Genomic DNA, 14,549 nt, shown 5'->3' with positions numbered 1-14,549 from the left:
ACCGCTACAGAAATGAGGGGGGCGTCGTCATGGGCGTGCTCGCAGGACCGACGACGGGACAGCCGGCCGAGAAGGTGGCCGAGGAGGCGGCCGCGAAGGTGGCCGGGAGGGCGACCGGGAGGCTGGTGGGGAAGACGGCACTGGTGACGGGGGGCAGCCGGGGTATCGGGCGCGGGATCGCCGAGCGGCTCGCCCGCGAGGGGGCCCGGGTCGCCGTGCACTACGGGAGCAACGAGACGGCGGCCAAGGAGACGGTCACGGCGATCGAGGCGGCCGGCGGCGAGGCGTTCGCGCTCGGCCAGGAGCTGGGGGTAGCGGGGGACGCCGCAGCCCTCTGGGCGGCGTTCGACACGGCCGTCGGGGGCGACGGGGGCCTGGACATCCTGGTGAACAACGCGGGGATCGCGGCCTCGGAGCCCTTCGCGACGCTCGGCGAGGAGGAGTACGACCGCGTCTTCGCCATCAACACCAAGGCACCGTTCTTCCTGGCGCAGCTGGGCGCGGAGCGGCTGAGGGACGGCGGGCGGATCATCAACGTCTCGACGGGGCTGAGCAGGGCGGCACTCATGCCGGAGCTGATCGCGTACTCGATGTCGAAGGCCGCGCTCGACGTCTTCACCCGGGATCTGTCGAAGGTCCTCGGGCCGCGCCGGATCACGGTCAACTCGGTGGCGCCGGGAATCGTGGACACCGACATCAACGCGGACTGGCTGCGGGGCAGCGACGAAGCCTGGGCCGGAGCGGCGGCCATGTCGGCGCTCGGCGGGGTCGGGACCCCTGCGGAGATAGCGGACGTGGTGGCCTTCCTGGCCTCCGACGACGCGCGATGGGTGACGGGGCACTGGATCGACGCGACGGGGGGTTCCCTGGTCTGAGCGCGGGCGGTGGGGGCGGCGAGGGGCGCGGGGCGCCGGCACCGGGGGTCGGCGGAGGAACCGGCGGCCCGTCACCGAGGTCGGCGTGGGGGAGCCGGCCCCGTGACTGAAGGGGTTTCAGGGGCTCGGGTGGCTGGGTGGACATCGGCGTTCGACGATGGAGGCGGTGGGGGCGTCCGGGGGGCGGAACGGCATGAGGGGAAGGCCCCTCCTCTGCTAGATTTGGACTGAGATTGGTCTATACCACGGCCCCTCAGCAGCCCCTCACCAGATCGGCAGGCACAGCGTGGAAGTTGTCATCGTCAAGGACGCCAAGGCAGGCGGCGAGCTCATCGCGGACGGCATCGCCGACCTCCTGCGCCGCAAGCCCGACGCGCTGCTCGGCGTGGCCACGGGATCGACGCCCCTCCCCATCTACGACGCCCTCACCGCCCGGGTCACGGCCGGCACCGTGGACGCCTCCCGGGCCAGGATCGCCCAGCTGGACGAGTACGTCGGCCTGCCCGCCGGCCACCCCGAGTCGTACCGCTCCACCGTGCTCCGCCAGGTCGTCGAACCCCTGGGGCTCTCCCCCGCCGCCTTCATGGGCCCCGACGGCTCCGCCGAGGACGTCCAGGCCGCCTGCGAGGCCTACGACAAGGCCCTCGCCGAGGCCGGCGGCGTCGACCTGCAGATCCTCGGCATCGGCACCGACGGGCACATCGGCTTCAACGAGCCGTGCTCCTCCCTCGCCTCCCGCACCCGGATCAAGACGCTCACCGAGCAGACCCGCGTCGACAACGCCCGCTTCTTCGACGACGACATCGAGCAGGTCCCCCACCACGTCATCACCCAGGGCATCGGGACCATCCTCGAAGCCCGCCACCTGGTGCTGCTCGCCACCGGCGAGGGCAAGGCCGAAGCCGTCGCGCAGACCGTCGAGGGCCCGGTCGCCGCGCTCGTGCCCGCCTCCGCGCTCCAGCTCCACCCCCACGCCACCGTCGTCGTGGACGAGGCCGCCGCCTCCAGGCTGAAGCTCGCCGACTACTTCCGCCACACCTACGCCGCCAAGCCCGACTGGCAGGGCATCTGAACCGTCCGGTTCCCGCTGCGCACGGCGAAGGGGCCCGGCACCTGTTCAGGTGCCGGGCCCCTTCGCGTACGAGCGTGTCCGACCGCGTACGACCCGCGTACGGCGGGTGTCGGAGGCGGCCGGTCAGGCGCCGGTTCCGACGACGGCCTCCGCGGCCGCGCGGCCGCAGACCCGGGCCGCGCCGTGCGTGGCGATGTGCAGGGCCCCGCGGGGCTCCGCCTCGTTGAGGCCCATCTCGACCACGACGGTGTCGGGGCGGGCCGCGACCAGGGCTTCCAGGGCCTCGGTCATCCACGGGTGCCGGTGGACGTCGCGTACGACCGCCACGATCCGCCGCTCCCCCGCGGCGGACAGGACGGCGTCCGCGGAGGACTCGTCGTACGAGCCGGTCCGCGTGCCCGGGAGCAGCCGCTCCAGCTCCGCCGCGATGCCCCAGGGCGTCTCGTCGCCGACCGCGAAGTTCGCGACCGGAGTGAAGGAGGCCACGTAGGGAGCGCTGGTCATCGGCGTGTGGGGCCGCTCCCCCCGGGTCACCTTGAGGGCCCTGCGGGCCGCCACGAGTCCGATGTCGGCGCCGGGCGCGGTCCCCTCCTGCACTGCCGCGCCCGGCACCGATCCAGCCCCCCTGGCCCGGTGCGCCTGGGTCCAGGCCGCCAGGGCGCGTACACGCGCCGCGGCGTCGGCCAGCCGCTCCTCGGGCAGTTCACCGGTCCGTACCGCGCTGACGAGCGCGTCGCGCAGGCGCAGCACGGTGTCCTCGTCGCACAGGCCGCCGCCGACGCAGATGGCGTCGGCTCCCGCCGCGATGGCGAGGACCGAACCGCGCTCGATGCCGTACGTCGCCGAGACGGCCTGCATCTCCATGCCGTCGGTGACGATCAGCCCCTCGAAGCCCAGTTCCTGGCGGAGCAGACCCGTGAGGATCTGGGGGCTCAGGGTGGCCGGGCGGTGGGGGTCGAGCGCGGAGAGCAGAATATGCGCGCTCATGACCGCTTTGGTACCGGCGGCGACGGCGGCGCGGAAAGGTACCAGCTCACGGGTGTGCAGTGTGGCGAGGTCCACATCGATCCGCGGCAGCGCGTCGTGGGAGTCGACGTTCGTGTCGCCGTGTCCGGGGAAGTGCTTCGTACAGGCCGCGACGCCGACGCCCTGGAGGCCGTCGACGTAGGCCACGGTGTGCCGTGCGACCAGGTCGGGGTCCGGCCCGAAGGACCGGACCCCGATGACCGGGTTCTCGGCGTTGGAGTTGACGTCGGCGGAGGGCGCCCAGTTGAGGTCGACGCCGCACGCGGCGAGCCGGCGGCCGAGTTCGCGGGCCACGGCGCGTGTGAGCTCGACGTCGTCGACGCTTCCCAGCGCGTAGTTGCCGGGGAAGGAGGAACCCTGCTTGACCTCCAGGCGGGTCACGTCCCCGCCCTCCTCGTCGATGGCGACGAGGACGTCGTCCCGCTCGGCCCTCAACTGCGCGGTGAGGGCGGCGAGCTGGGCGGGGTCGACGATGTTCCGGCCGAACAGGCCGACCGACGACAGGCCCTCGCCGATGCGCCGGAGCAGCCAGTCGGGCGCGGTGGTGCCGACGAAGCCGGGCTGGAGCACGGTGAGCGCGTCACGGGTCAGGGTGTCCGTGCCGTGTACGAGTGTGGTCATGAGGAGCCCTTATCCCTTCACCGCGCCGGCGGTCATGCCGCCGACGGCCTTGCGCTGGAGGAAGAGGAAGACGACGAGCACGGGAAGTGCGAAGAGCGTGGAGGCGGCCATGGTGGCGCCCCAGTCGTTGCCGAACGCGGTCTGGAACTGGGTCAGCCAGAGCGTCAGGGTCTGCGACTCCTTGTCCTTGTTGAGCATGAGGATCATGGCGAACTCGTTCCAGGCGGTGATGAAGCCGAAGAGCGAGGTCGACATCAGGCCGGGGGCGAGCAGCGGGAAGATCACCTTGCGGAACGCCTGGCCACGGGTGCAGCCGTCGATCTGCGCGGCCTCCTCCAGTTCGACCGGGACGGCGGCGATGAAGCCGCGCAGGGTCCAGATCGTGAAGGGGAGGACCATGACGAAGTAGATGAGCGTGAGCATCGGGATGCTGTTCAGCATGTCGTTCTCACGGGAGATCATGTACATCGCGATGACCATGACCTCCCAGGGGGCCATCTGCGCCATCATCACGACGAGGACGATGCCCTTGCGTCCCTTGAACTTGAGGCGGGCGATCGCGAAGCTCGCGGCCAGGGCGACGACGAGGGCGAGGAGCACCGCGCCGAGGGTGACCATGAGGCTGTTGCCGACGTACGTCCAGAAGAGGTCGACGCCGGTGGCCGTCGTGTAGTTCTCGAACGTCGGCGTGAAGACGAAGACGGGGTCCTTCGTCATGATCTCGTGCTGCGGCTTCAGCGAGGACGAGAACATCCAGTAGACGGGGAAGACGAACACCACCGCGATCACGAGGGCGCTGACGTTCTTGGCGACCGCGCCGACCGTGACCGGCTTCCTGGTGCGCAGCTTCTGCGGAGTCTGGGTGGTGGCGCTCACAGCTCCTCCTCCTGCTTCAGGATCAGGCGGAAGTAGAAGGACATGACCGCGATGAGCATCACGATCGTGAGGATGGAGATGGCGGCGGCGACACCGTAGTGGAACTGGCCGACGCCCTCGATGTAGGCGTAGACCGGGAGGGTCTCGGAGCCGCGGTCGGGGCCGCCCTGGTTCATCGCGTACACCTGGGCGAACGCCTTGAAGATCCAGATGATCTCCAGGAACGTGGTGATCATGAAGAAGGACTTCAGGTTGGGGAAGACCACGGCCCAGAAGGTACGCCAGCCGCTGGCGCCGTCCATCTTGGCGGCCTCGTACAGCTCGGACCCGATGGTGGTCAGGCCGGCGTACATGTTGAGGGCGACGAAGGGGACGGAGCCCCAGACGAGCAGCAGCAGGATGATGACCAGGGTGGAGAAGCCGGTCTCGAACCAGTTGTGCTGCTCGTAGCCGGAGAAGCCGAGCGTGCGCATCACCCAGTTCGCGACGCCGAACTGCTCGTCGAAGAGCCAGCGGAAGACGGTGACGGAGGCGACGATCGGCATGGCCCAGGCGAACATCAGGGACAGCGAGAGGACCAGCCGCATCTTCTTGCCGAGGCGGTTGAGCAGCAGACCTATGCCCGTGCCGATCGCCATGATGAGGGCGACGTTGACGGCCGTGAAGACGACGCTTCGGACGGCGACGGACCAGAAGTGCGAGTCTCCGAGGAGCTCGGTGTAGTTCTGGAAGCCGATCCAGACCGTCTCGCGGGTGATGAACTCCTTCCGGTTGAGCTGCTGGAAGGAGAGGATCACATTGCGGATCAGCGGGTAGAGCAGCAGCACCGCCATGGACAGCAGGGCAGGCGCGACGAGCAGGTACGGCAGCAGCCCGCCGGGCAGGGAGCGTCTGCCGCGCGCAGGCTGAAGGACTTCCTTCGGGCCTGAAGGGGGTGGCGGAGTCTGGGACTTCTCGGCCGCCCTCCCGGGCGCGTCCTGGGGACCGGCGGTCGCCGTCCCCGGGGAGTCCACGGTCATGGTCTTATTCCTCGCGGTTCTGGGGCTCCCGCGCCCACCGGGGCACGGCCCGGGGGAGCGGGCCGCTGATCACTGCATCGCTGCAAAGGCCGGTGGTGCGGCCGGTGTGCCACCGGCCGCACCACCGGGCCGCCGACTACTGCTGGTTGAGGCGCTCGTTGATGATCTTGTCGGCCGCCTCGCCGGCGGCCTTGGGGTCGCCACCCTTCAGGACCTTGGTCATGAAGTCCTTGATCGGGTTCGGGGCGGTCTCGACGTTCGCCCAGCCCGGGGTCACCGGGGTGACCTTGCCGGAGGCGGACGAGAGGGCCATGGCCTCGGCGAAGGAGCCCGCGGCCGGCTTGAACTGCGCGGCGTCGGTGTTCGGAAGCAGCGCGCCTTCGGTGGCGGCGGCGTACTTCGTCATGAAGTCCTTGCCGGCGGCGAGGGCCAGCCACTCCTTCGCGAGGTCCTTGTTCGGGGAGCGCTCGGCGATGGCGAGGTTCGAGCCGCCGAGGAAGACGGAGCCCGGCTTGTCGGCGGTCTTGCCCGGGATCGGGAAGTAGCCGAAGTCAGCGGTCTTGCCCGCCTTCTTCATGGCGTCGATCGCGCCGCCGGCCTCCCAGCCGAGACCGATCCAGGACGCGACGCCGCCCTTGGGGACGACATCGGTGGACTGCTGCGGGGTCGCCTCGTCCTTGTCCTTGGGAGCGGTGGAGTAGGACGCCAGCTCCTTGTAGAAGTTCATGGCGTTGACGGCCTCGGGGGAGGACAGGTTGCCCTTCCACTTGTCGCCGTCCTTGACCGCCAGGTCGCTGCCCTCGTCCCAGATGAGGCCGGCGAGGACGTACCAGGCCTGACCCGGCAGGTAGATCGCCTGCGACTTGGGGTCGGAGGCCTTGAGCTTCTTCAGACCGTCGATCCACTCGGCGCGGGTCTTGGGCGGGGTGACCCCGGCCTTCTTGAAGGCGGCCTTGTCGTAGACGACGACGCGGTTGGCGGCGTACCACGGGGCGGAGTAGAGCTTGCCGTCCAGCTCGTTGGAGGCGACCATGCCCTTGTTCCAGGCGTCGTAGCCCAGGGTGGCCTTGTCGCCGGTCAGGTCGGCGAGGCCGCCGGTGACGGCGTAGCCCGCGGTCTGGGTGTTGCCGAGCTCCAGGACGTCCGGCGGGGTGTCCTCGGAGAGGGCGGTGGTGACCTTCTCCTGGATGCCGTTCCAGATCTGCTTCTCGACCTTGACCTTGACGCCCGGGTGCTTGGCCTCGAAGGCCTTGTTCACCTCGGCCATCCAGGCGTCCGGAGCGGAGCCGTCCATGACCCAGACCGTCAGGGTCTTGTCGCCCCCGGCCGACGCCTTGGCGCCGTCCTTGCCCTTGTCGCTGTCGGAACCACACGCAGCGATAGAGACCATCATGCCTGCGACGCCGATCGCCGCGATGAGCTTGCGCTTCACGCCACCCTCCTCAGGGATGCTGCAACCCCTGCCCACCGCGCGAAGACATACCTCGGGTAGTGCTCGTGGGGCTGGGACCTGGTCTTTAATGGTTTAGACCAGTACCCGGAGCTTGGCCTAGACCTTTAGGGGTGTCAAGGGTGTATAAGAAGGGCAGTCGCGTCCGTTATCGGACCGACACCTGAGGGAGGGCGACGACCCGTGACCGGTCCGTGCCACCATGTGAGCCGCTACAGACGGAGGAGCCGGTGACGGCAGCAGCACGGGAGTCGGGAAGGCAGGCCATGGCCACGGACGCGGGCAGCACGGAGACGGAGGGCGGGGCGCCCACCCGTACCGCGCGCGTGCCCAAGTACTACCGACTCAAGAAGCACTTGCTCGACATGACGGAGACCCTGCCGCCCGGCACACCGGTCCCGCCGGAGCGGACGCTCGCGGCCGAGTTCGACACGTCACGGACCACCGTGCGCCAGGCCCTCCAGGAGCTGGTCGTCGAGGGCCGCCTGGAGCGCATCCAGGGCAAGGGCACCTTCGTCGCCAAGCCCAAGGTCTCCCAGGCCCTGCAACTCACCTCCTACACGGAGGACATGCGCGCCCAGGGCCTCGAACCCACCTCGCAGCTCCTCGACATCGGATACGTCACCGCCGACGACACCCTCGCCGGACTGCTCGACATCTCGACCGGCGGCCGGGTGCTCCGCATCGAGCGCCTGCGGCTCGCGAGCGGCGAGCCCATGGCGATCGAGACCACCCATCTGTCGGCGAAGCGCTTCCCCGCCCTGCGCCGGTCGCTGGTGAAGTACACCTCGCTGTACACCGCGCTCGCGGAGGTCTACGACGTGCACCTCGCCGAGGCCGAGGAGACCATCGAGACCTCCCTCGCCACCCCGCGCGAGGCCGGCCTGCTCGGCACGGACGTGGGCCTGCCGATGCTGATGCTCTCCCGCCACTCCGTGGACGCCGACGGCGAGCCCGTGGAGTGGGTGCGGTCCGTGTACCGCGGCGACCGGTACAAGTTCGTGGCGCGCCTCAAGCGCCCCAACGGCTGACCCTCGCCCCTTCCGTACGCCACGAGCGGCCGCACCCCACCGGGTGCGGCCGTCCGCGTTTCCGGAGCCGTACGAGGAGATGGCGGCCCAGTCCGAGGAGATGACGGCTCAGTCCGAGGAGATCGCGGCCCAGTCCGACGAGGACGGCGCTCCCCCGCCCGAGGCCGGGGCGGCCCCCGTACGAGGAGATGACGGCCCCCCGGCACCTTCCGCCTGGCAGGAACGTGACGGCCCCCGGAAACCCCCTGGTGAGCGGCGCGCGGCGGCCGGGCGTACGGAGTGGCTCCTAGCGGCCACGCGGTTGGCGCCAGCCGTTGGCCGGTGACAGGGCACCGCGGCCGGGCCAGTCTTGGACCTGTCGGAGCCGCCCGGCAGAGCCCCGGAGCGGCACCGGGAGAAGCACCCCGGAAGACCCGCTCCGCGCCGTTCACCCCGTCCCGCCAGGAAGGCAGTTCCGTCATGCCCAGCAGCGCCCGTTACGCCGCTTTCGTCCGCGTTCAGCTCCGTCCCGTCCTCGCCCTGTTCGTCCCGGCCGCGGCCGCGCTGGCCTTCGTCCTCTCCGCCCAGTCGGCGCCCGGGGCAGCGGGCGTCACCGCCGAGGACGTGACCGCCCCGACCGCGCGGCCCGCCGACAGCGGCGACGGGTTCTCCTGGGGCTGATCGTCATCTACCTCGTCGGCATCTCGATGAGGGCACCGGACGACGAACCCGCCCCGGACACCGACCCACCGGCCCCGTCCGCCGCCGCACTCGTCGAGACGCTGCACCGCGTCGCCCGTCCGCAGGACCGCTTCGAGTCCGCACGGGCGCTCGTCCTCGACCGGTCGGTCCGGCTCGCCCTGTACATCCGGGGCCCCGACGAGATCGAGGCCGTCGGCAACGCGCTGCTGCTCTGCCGGCGTCTCCTCGGCCACTCCCCCGAGCTCTCCCGCCACCGCATCGCGGACTTCCGGTTGCTCTGAAAGCCCGCGAGATCCCCGCGCCACCCCAAGGAACCCCCATGCCAAGGGCCCGTCCCAGCGTGTCCGTCATCATCCCCAACTACAACTACGAGAAGACCCTCCGCGCCTGCCTGACCTCGGTCTTCGCCCAGAGCCACACCCCGCTCGACGTGATCGTCGTCGACGACGCGAGCACCGACACGTCCCGGGACATCGCCCGCGAGTTCGACGTCGTCCTGATCGCCAACCCCCGCAACAGCGGGGTGTCCACCGCCCGGAACCTCGGCGCCGCCGCCGCCCGGGGCGAGGTCCTCTTCTTCCTCGACTCCGACACGGCGCTGCATCCCGAGGCCCTCGCGAACGCCGCCGACCTGCTCCGTGACGACCCCGGCCTGGGCTGCGTCCACGGGGTCCTCGATCCCGATCCGCTCTTCGACGACGGACCCGTGGAGCGCTACCACGCCCTCCACGCCCACTTCTGGCGCCGCCGGGCCGTCGGCGAGGTACGGACCGCCTTCTTCGCCCTCGGCGCGATCCGCAAGGACGTCTTCGCGGCGACCGGCCCCTTCGACGAGAACCTCCGGGACTCGGAGGACGTCGAGTACAGCGGCCGGCTCGTCCGGACCCACCGCATCCTGATGACCGAGGCCATCCGCGGCCGGCACGACGACGTCGACCGGCTCGGGGACATGCTCCGTGAGCAGTACCGGCGCTCACAGCTCCTCATCGCGGCGCTCGGGCAGATACGGGACGGCGGCCTCACCGCCAACCGGCCGCTCGGCGTCCTGGCCGCCGCGCTCACCCTCCCCACCCTGCCGCTCGGCCTGCTCACGCCCTGGCTGCTGCTCGTCCCGGCCCTGTGCGCGCTCCTCTTCGCCTGCGCCGACCCGGGCCTGAGCCGGTTCGCGCTCCGGACGCGGGGACCCGGCTTCCTCCTGTACTTCACCGCCGTCCACTTCGTGCTGCACCAGGCGATCGTGCTCGGCGCGGCACGCGGCGCCGTCCGCCGGCTCACCGAGCCGGACTTCGGGCCCAGCGTGCGCCGCCGTGTCGAGGACGTCCCGGGAGACCGCCCCGCGGCCCCCGCCGCGGCCCCCACGACCACCGGGTGACCTCCGCCGACCCCCGTACGTCCCTCCCCTCAGGAGCCCGTTCATGGCCACGCCCACGCTCACCGGCCCCAAGGCGCCGACGGCCCGCCCGCCTGCCTCCCGACCCCCCAGTCGTCTCGCCGACCTCACCGCACTCGTCCGCCCGGGACAGTGGACGAAGAACCTGGTCGTCGTCCCGCTCGGACTGCTCGGCGCTCCCCGGCTCGACGCCGGAGCGCTCGGCGGGGCCGCGGCCGCGATCGGCGTCTTCACGCTCGCGTCCGCGCTGATCTACCTGGTCAACGACATCGGCGACCGGGACCGCGACCGCCGGCACCCGGAGAAGCGGCACCGGCCGATCGCCGCCGGACGGATCGGCGTCGCCACCGCCGTCACCTTCGCCGCCGCCCTCGCCGTCCTCCTCGCCGCGACGGTCGCCCTGACGGTGGCCACCGGCACGGCCTCGCCCGTGGACTGGTGGCCGGTCGCCGCGTACGTCGCGCTCAACGCCGCGTACAGCAAGGGTCTCAAGCACGTGCCGCTGCTGGACGTCTTCATCGTCGCGCTCGGCTTCGTGCTGCGTCTCGCCCAGGGCTGCCTGGCCTCGGGGAACCCGGTGCCCAGCTGGCTCACCCTCTGCGTCCTCTCCCTCTGCCTGCTCCTGATCCTGGGCAAGCGGCGCCACGAGATGGCGGTCGGCGGGGTCCTGCACCGGCCCGCGCTGCGCGGCTACACCCTCGGTTTCCTCGACCAGCTGCTCGCCTTCACCGCGGTCCTCACCGCGGTCAGTTACGTCCTGCACGTGCGGGACAGTCCGGTCTTCGGCCCGCACGGCCCGCTGGTCGCCGTGCTCACCGCCCCGTTCGCCCTGTTCGGGCTCGCCCGCTACCTCCAGCTGCTCGTGGTCGACGCGGGCGGCGGCAACCCCACACGGGCCCTCTTCAGCGACCGGATGACCGTCTCCAACGCCCTGCTCTGGTCGGCGCTGCTCGCCGGCGCGTGGCCGCTCAGCCACCTCGGCGCGTGAGGCGGTCATGACGACCACCGCCCCGGCCGCGGAGACGGCCACGCTCTCGACCGGACCCGCCCCCCGGACCCGCCGGGGCCCGCTCCGACGCGCCCTCCCCGTCCTCTTCCCCCTCGCCGTCGTCACCGGCATCGGCTTCGCCCTGTACGGCAGGGCCGGCGAACTCGCCGCGCTCGTCCTGCGGCCCGACTCCGTCCCGTACCTGCTCACCGCGCTCGCCGCCAACGCCCTCGCCGTCCTGCTCTCGATGACCACCTGGCGCACCCTCCTCGCCGACCTGGGCCCCGGGGTGCCGGGCAGGACGGCGACCCGGATCTACTTCACCTCCTACCTCGGCAAGTACGTGCCCGGCGCCGTCTGGGGCGTCCTCGCCCAGCTGCGGATGGGCGGCGCGGCAGGCGTCCCGGCACCGGTCGTGCTCGCCGTCTTCCTGCTCAACCTGATCGTGGCCGTCCTCACCGGTCTCGCCGTCGGCCCCCTCGCCGCGCCCTGGACGCTCGGCACGGAGGCCTGGTGGCTGGTGCTCCCGGGCGCGGTCACCCTCGCCTGGGCCGTACGGCCCGGACTGCTGCACCACCTGGCCGCGTTCGCCGCCCGTCTCGCCCGGCGGCCCGCCCCGTCCACCCGGGCGAGCGACCGGGGCATGCGGCGGGCCCTCGCCTCCGCGACCGCCTCCTGGGCGGTCGGCGGACTGCACCTGTGGGCGCTCGCCGTGATGCTGGGCGCCCCGCCGCTGACCGCGCTGCCGGTCTGCGTGGGCGGCTTCGCCCTCGCCACGGCCGCCGCCAGCCTCGTGGTGGTGCTGCCCGACGGCTGGGGCGCCCGCGAGGCCCTGCTGCTCCTGGCGCTGACCGCCGTCCTGCCCTGGCAGGAGGCGACCGCCGTCGCCGTCGCCAGCCGGGTGGTCTGCACGCTCAGCGAGGTCCTCGTCGGCGGCGCCGCCCTGCTCCTGACCCTCCCCTCCCGTACCTCCCCCGCCTCCCCCACCGGCAAGACGCCCCCACCCACACGTTAGGACCGCGCACATGCCCCCGCTGTACTCCGTCGACGACTGCGAGTCGCTGACGACCAAGCAGGTCCACGGCCTGTACAAGGACCACGTCAACAAGAGCCAGGTCTCCCTGATGACCTCCTTCGGCTTCGGCCAGGAGCTCGTCGAGAGCGCCGAGGGCGTCTGGATCACCCAGCGCGACGGCCGCCGTGTGCTCGACTTCACCGGTGGCGTCGGCGTCCTCAACCACGGCCACAACCACCCCCGGATCCTCGCCGCCCGGCAGCGCTTCCAGGAGCGCAGGAGCATGGAGGTCCACAAGACCTACTTCTCGCCGTACATCGCGGCCCTCGGCCACAACCTGGCCGAGCTGCTGCCCGGCGACCTGACCATGTCGTTCTTCCCCAACTCCGGTGCGGAGGCCGTCGAGGGCGCGGTCAAACTGGCGTACAAGTACCACGGCGGCCGGCGCTCCCGGGTGCTGCGGGCCGACATCTCCTTCCACGGCAAGCTCCTCGGCTCGGGCAGCCTGACCGGCCAGAACCAGTCCACCTTCCAGTTCCCGGGCATCCCCGGGGTGGGGATCTTCCGGTACGGGGACCTCGACTCGGTCCGGAAGCTGGTCGCGGAACACCGCACCGCCACCGGCGAGTCGGACGTGTACACGATCCTCATCGAACCGCTGTCGGCGTCCACGATGAACGAGTGCTCCGAGGAGTTCCTGCGCGGGCTGCGGGAGCTGTGCACGGCCGAGGACATCGTGCTGCTCTTCGACGAGATCTACACAGGCTGGGGCAAGACGGGCACCCTCTTCCACTTCATGCGGTACGAGGGCCTCGTCCCCGACATCCTCACCACCTCGAAGTCCTTCGGCGGCGGCAAGTCCTCCATCTCCGCGTTCGTCGCCCGGGAACCCGTCTTCCGCAAGGCCTACGACAACCTCACGGACGCCCTGCTCCAGTCGACGTCGACCACCTACTACGGCTTCGGCGAGGAGGCCATCACCGCGATCGAGGCGGTCAACGTGGCCGTCGAGGACGACTATCCGGCCCGCGCCCGGGACATCGGGCGGATCCTCGGCCCCGGTCTGGAGCGGATCGCCAAGGAGCACCCGGACGTGGTGGCCGAGGTCCGCGGCCACGGCGCGCTGCACGGGGTCTTCCTGCACAAGGGCCCGAAGGTCCTGGAGCTGGTGACGAAGCTGGTGCCGGGCGCGATGACGAAGGACCCGCGCTTCCGCACCAAGCTCATCACCTCGGCGGTGGTCAACGCCCTCTACCGCGACCACGGCGTCTACGCGTACTACACGCTCAACGGCGACAACCCGCTGATGGCCGCCCCCTCGCTGGTCGCCGAACCGCACGAGGTCGAGTTCTTCCTGGACTCCCTCGACAAGACCCTGGCCCAGGGTCTGCCCCGTCTGCTCACCCGTTTCGTCAAGGAGAAGGTGTCGTCGCTGTGGTAGAGCGCATCGTGGTGACCGGCGGTGCCGGCATGCTCGGATCGACGCTGATCGACCGGCTCGTCGGCGACGGCCGGCAGGTGCACTGCGTGGACCTGCGGGCCCCGCGCACGGAGCACGAGAACCTGACGCACACGGTCTCGGACATCCGGGACGCCGTCACGATGAAGCGGGTCACGGCGGACGCCGACGTGGTGGTCCACTGCGCGGCGGCCCTGCCCAGCTACCCCGCCGACACCATCCGGTCGGTCATCGTCGGCGGTACGGAGGCGGTCCTGACGGCGGCCGAGGCGAACGCCGTGCCCCGGGTCGTCCACATCTCCTCGACCGCCGTGTACGGCCTGCCGAAGCGGGTGCCGACCCCGGAGGAGCACCCCCGGGAGCCCGTCGACACGTACAGCGCCGCGAAGGCGGAGGCCGAGGAGGTCGCCGAGCGCTTCCGGGGCCGGGGCACGTGCGTGCCGATCCTGCGGCCCAAGACCTTCCTCGGGCCGGGCCGGATGGGCCTGTTCGCGATGCTCTTCGAATGGGCCGACGAGGGCCGGAACTTCCCGGTCCTCGGACGGGGCGACGTCCGCATCCAGATGTTCGACGTCGACGACCTGGTCGACGCGGTGGTGACCGCGATGGACGCGCCCGCCGAGCGCGCCGACGACACGTTCAACCTCGGGGCCACCTCGTTCGGCACGATACGCGAGGACTTCCAGGCCGTCCTGGACGCCGCGGGGCACGGCAAGGGGGTCCGCTCGCTGCCCGCGAGGCCCGCCCTCGCCGCGCTCAGCCTGCTCCAGCGCACCGGGCTCTCCCCGGTGTACGGGCGGCTGCTGCACAAGCTCCTCGACGACAGCTTCGTCTCCACCGACAAGGCCCGCGACGTCCTCGGCTTCCGGCCGAAGCACTCCAACCAGGACGCGATCCTGCGCACCTTCGCCTGGTGGCGCGAGCAGCGGCGGACCGCCGCCGCGCTCCCCGCCGGCGCCCGCCCCGCGAAGAAGAGCGAGGGCGTCACCAGTGTCGAACCGTGGCGGCAGGGAGCCCTCTCCCTCGCCAAGGTCCTTTTCTAGGAG

14 protein-coding genes are annotated in these 14,549 nt (G+C 71.3%); 10 read left to right on the top strand and 4 right to left on the bottom strand.

The features are described from left to right. Nucleotides 1-29 precede the first annotated feature (29 nt). Together ABZ567_RS08800 and nagB are read left to right on the top strand one after the other, a co-directional pair. Nucleotides 30-875, top strand: a complete 846-nt coding sequence (locus ABZ567_RS08800; RefSeq protein WP_360786072.1) for an SDR family oxidoreductase — start codon at nucleotides 30-32, stop codon at nucleotides 873-875. Nucleotides 876-1,161: 286 nt separating this feature from the next. Further along, nucleotides 1,162-1,947, top strand: coding sequence for a glucosamine-6-phosphate deaminase (nagB, locus tag ABZ567_RS08795; RefSeq protein WP_360786070.1), 786 nt, complete (start codon nucleotides 1,162-1,164; stop codon nucleotides 1,945-1,947). A 123-nt stretch (nucleotides 1,948-2,070) separates the two neighbouring features. Here the strand turns inward: nagB and ABZ567_RS08790 are convergent, their stop codons facing one another. The 4 genes from ABZ567_RS08790 to ABZ567_RS08775 form a co-directional block, all read right to left on the bottom strand. After that, the gene (locus tag ABZ567_RS08790; RefSeq protein WP_360786068.1) at nucleotides 2,071-3,594 is read right to left on the bottom strand and encodes a glycoside hydrolase family 3 N-terminal domain-containing protein; all 1,524 of its coding nucleotides are present in this window, start codon (nucleotides 3,592-3,594) and stop codon (nucleotides 2,071-2,073) included. Between the two features lie 9 nt (nucleotides 3,595-3,603). Continuing rightward, nucleotides 3,604-4,440 carry a carbohydrate ABC transporter permease gene (locus tag ABZ567_RS08785; protein WP_360786517.1) on the bottom strand — a complete coding sequence of 279 codons (837 nt, stop codon included), beginning with the start codon at nucleotides 4,438-4,440 and terminating at the stop codon, nucleotides 3,604-3,606. 26 nt (nucleotides 4,441-4,466) lie between these two features. Next, nucleotides 4,467-5,489 carry a sugar ABC transporter permease gene (locus ABZ567_RS08780; protein WP_360786066.1) on the bottom strand — a complete coding sequence of 341 codons (1,023 nt, stop codon included), beginning with the start codon at nucleotides 5,487-5,489 and terminating at the stop codon, nucleotides 4,467-4,469. A 136-nt stretch (nucleotides 5,490-5,625) separates the two neighbouring features. Further along, nucleotides 5,626-6,921 (bottom strand): extracellular solute-binding protein, encoded by a 1,296-nt coding sequence (locus tag ABZ567_RS08775; protein ID WP_360786064.1) that lies wholly within the window; start codon nucleotides 6,919-6,921, stop codon nucleotides 5,626-5,628. Between the two features lie 284 nt (nucleotides 6,922-7,205). Here ABZ567_RS08775 and ABZ567_RS08770 point away from each other — a divergent pair, with 284 nt between their 5' ends. The 8 genes from ABZ567_RS08770 to ABZ567_RS08735 all read left to right on the top strand — a co-directional run bounded on the left by ABZ567_RS08770 (nucleotide 7,206) and on the right by ABZ567_RS08735 (nucleotide 14,546). Further along, nucleotides 7,206-7,970 carry a GntR family transcriptional regulator gene (locus ABZ567_RS08770; protein ID WP_360786515.1) on the top strand — a complete coding sequence of 255 codons (765 nt, stop codon included), beginning with the start codon at nucleotides 7,206-7,208 and terminating at the stop codon, nucleotides 7,968-7,970. Nucleotides 7,971-8,429: 459 nt separating this feature from the next. Then, a complete protein-coding gene (locus tag ABZ567_RS08765) occupies nucleotides 8,430-8,630 on the top strand; it encodes a hypothetical protein (RefSeq protein ID WP_360786062.1) in 201 nt (66 codons plus the stop codon). 26 nt (nucleotides 8,631-8,656) lie between these two features. Beyond that, entirely contained in the window at nucleotides 8,657-8,932 is a 276-nt protein-coding gene (locus ABZ567_RS08760; protein WP_360786061.1) for a hypothetical protein, read from the top strand. Between the two features lie 38 nt (nucleotides 8,933-8,970). Next, nucleotides 8,971-10,023, top strand: coding sequence for a glycosyltransferase family 2 protein (locus tag ABZ567_RS08755; protein WP_360786059.1), 1,053 nt, complete (start codon nucleotides 8,971-8,973; stop codon nucleotides 10,021-10,023). Between the two features lie 43 nt (nucleotides 10,024-10,066). Next, nucleotides 10,067-11,029 carry a UbiA prenyltransferase family protein gene (locus ABZ567_RS08750; RefSeq protein ID WP_360786058.1) on the top strand — a complete coding sequence of 321 codons (963 nt, stop codon included), beginning with the start codon at nucleotides 10,067-10,069 and terminating at the stop codon, nucleotides 11,027-11,029. 7 nt (nucleotides 11,030-11,036) lie between these two features. After that, nucleotides 11,037-12,044 carry a lysylphosphatidylglycerol synthase domain-containing protein gene (locus ABZ567_RS08745; protein WP_360786056.1) on the top strand — a complete coding sequence of 336 codons (1,008 nt, stop codon included), beginning with the start codon at nucleotides 11,037-11,039 and terminating at the stop codon, nucleotides 12,042-12,044. 10 nt (nucleotides 12,045-12,054) lie between these two features. Beyond that, nucleotides 12,055-13,485: an aminotransferase class III-fold pyridoxal phosphate-dependent enzyme gene (locus tag ABZ567_RS08740; protein WP_360786054.1), complete on the top strand. Its 1,431-nt coding sequence runs from the start codon at nucleotides 12,055-12,057 to the stop codon at nucleotides 13,483-13,485. Continuing rightward, the gene (locus ABZ567_RS08735) at nucleotides 13,479-14,546 is read left to right on the top strand and encodes an NAD-dependent epimerase/dehydratase family protein (protein ID WP_360786052.1); all 1,068 of its coding nucleotides are present in this window, start codon (nucleotides 13,479-13,481) and stop codon (nucleotides 14,544-14,546) included. Before ABZ567_RS08740 ends, ABZ567_RS08735 begins: the two co-directional genes overlap by 7 nt. The last annotated feature ends 3 nt before the right edge of the window (nucleotides 14,547-14,549 follow it).

The sequence above is a fragment of the Streptomyces sp. NPDC016459 genome, assembly GCF_040632845.1.
In the GTDB taxonomy this organism is placed as follows: Bacteria; Actinomycetota; Actinomycetes; order Streptomycetales; family Streptomycetaceae; genus Streptomyces.
Note: the sequence above shows the minus strand (reverse complement) of the source record. Positions and strands in the feature narration are given on the sequence as shown.

What these genes read in the sequence shown, in the direction of transcription:
- ABZ567_RS08765 (WP_360786062.1), top strand. Translation starts at nt 8,430, where the DNA reads ATGCCCAGCAGCGCCCGTTACGCCGCTTTCGTCCGCGTTCAGCTCCGT.
- ABZ567_RS08755 (WP_360786059.1), top strand. Translation starts at nt 8,971, where the DNA reads ATGCCAAGGGCCCGTCCCAGCGTGTCCGTCATCATCCCCAACTACAAC.
- ABZ567_RS08760 (WP_360786061.1), top strand. Translation starts at nt 8,657, where the DNA reads ATGAGGGCACCGGACGACGAACCCGCCCCGGACACCGACCCACCGGCC.
- ABZ567_RS08745 (WP_360786056.1), top strand. Translation starts at nt 11,037, where the DNA reads ATGACGACCACCGCCCCGGCCGCGGAGACGGCCACGCTCTCGACCGGA.
- ABZ567_RS08780 (WP_360786066.1), bottom strand. Translation starts at nt 5,489, where the DNA reads ATGACCGTGGACTCCCCGGGGACGGCGACCGCCGGTCCCCAGGACGCG.
- ABZ567_RS08770 (WP_360786515.1), top strand. Translation starts at nt 7,206, where the DNA reads ATGGCCACGGACGCGGGCAGCACGGAGACGGAGGGCGGGGCGCCCACC.
- ABZ567_RS08750 (WP_360786058.1), top strand. Translation starts at nt 10,067, where the DNA reads ATGGCCACGCCCACGCTCACCGGCCCCAAGGCGCCGACGGCCCGCCCG.
- ABZ567_RS08740 (WP_360786054.1), top strand. Translation starts at nt 12,055, where the DNA reads ATGCCCCCGCTGTACTCCGTCGACGACTGCGAGTCGCTGACGACCAAG.
- ABZ567_RS08800 (WP_360786072.1), top strand. Translation starts at nt 30, where the DNA reads ATGGGCGTGCTCGCAGGACCGACGACGGGACAGCCGGCCGAGAAGGTG.
- ABZ567_RS08790 (WP_360786068.1), bottom strand. Translation starts at nt 3,594, where the DNA reads ATGACCACACTCGTACACGGCACGGACACCCTGACCCGTGACGCGCTC.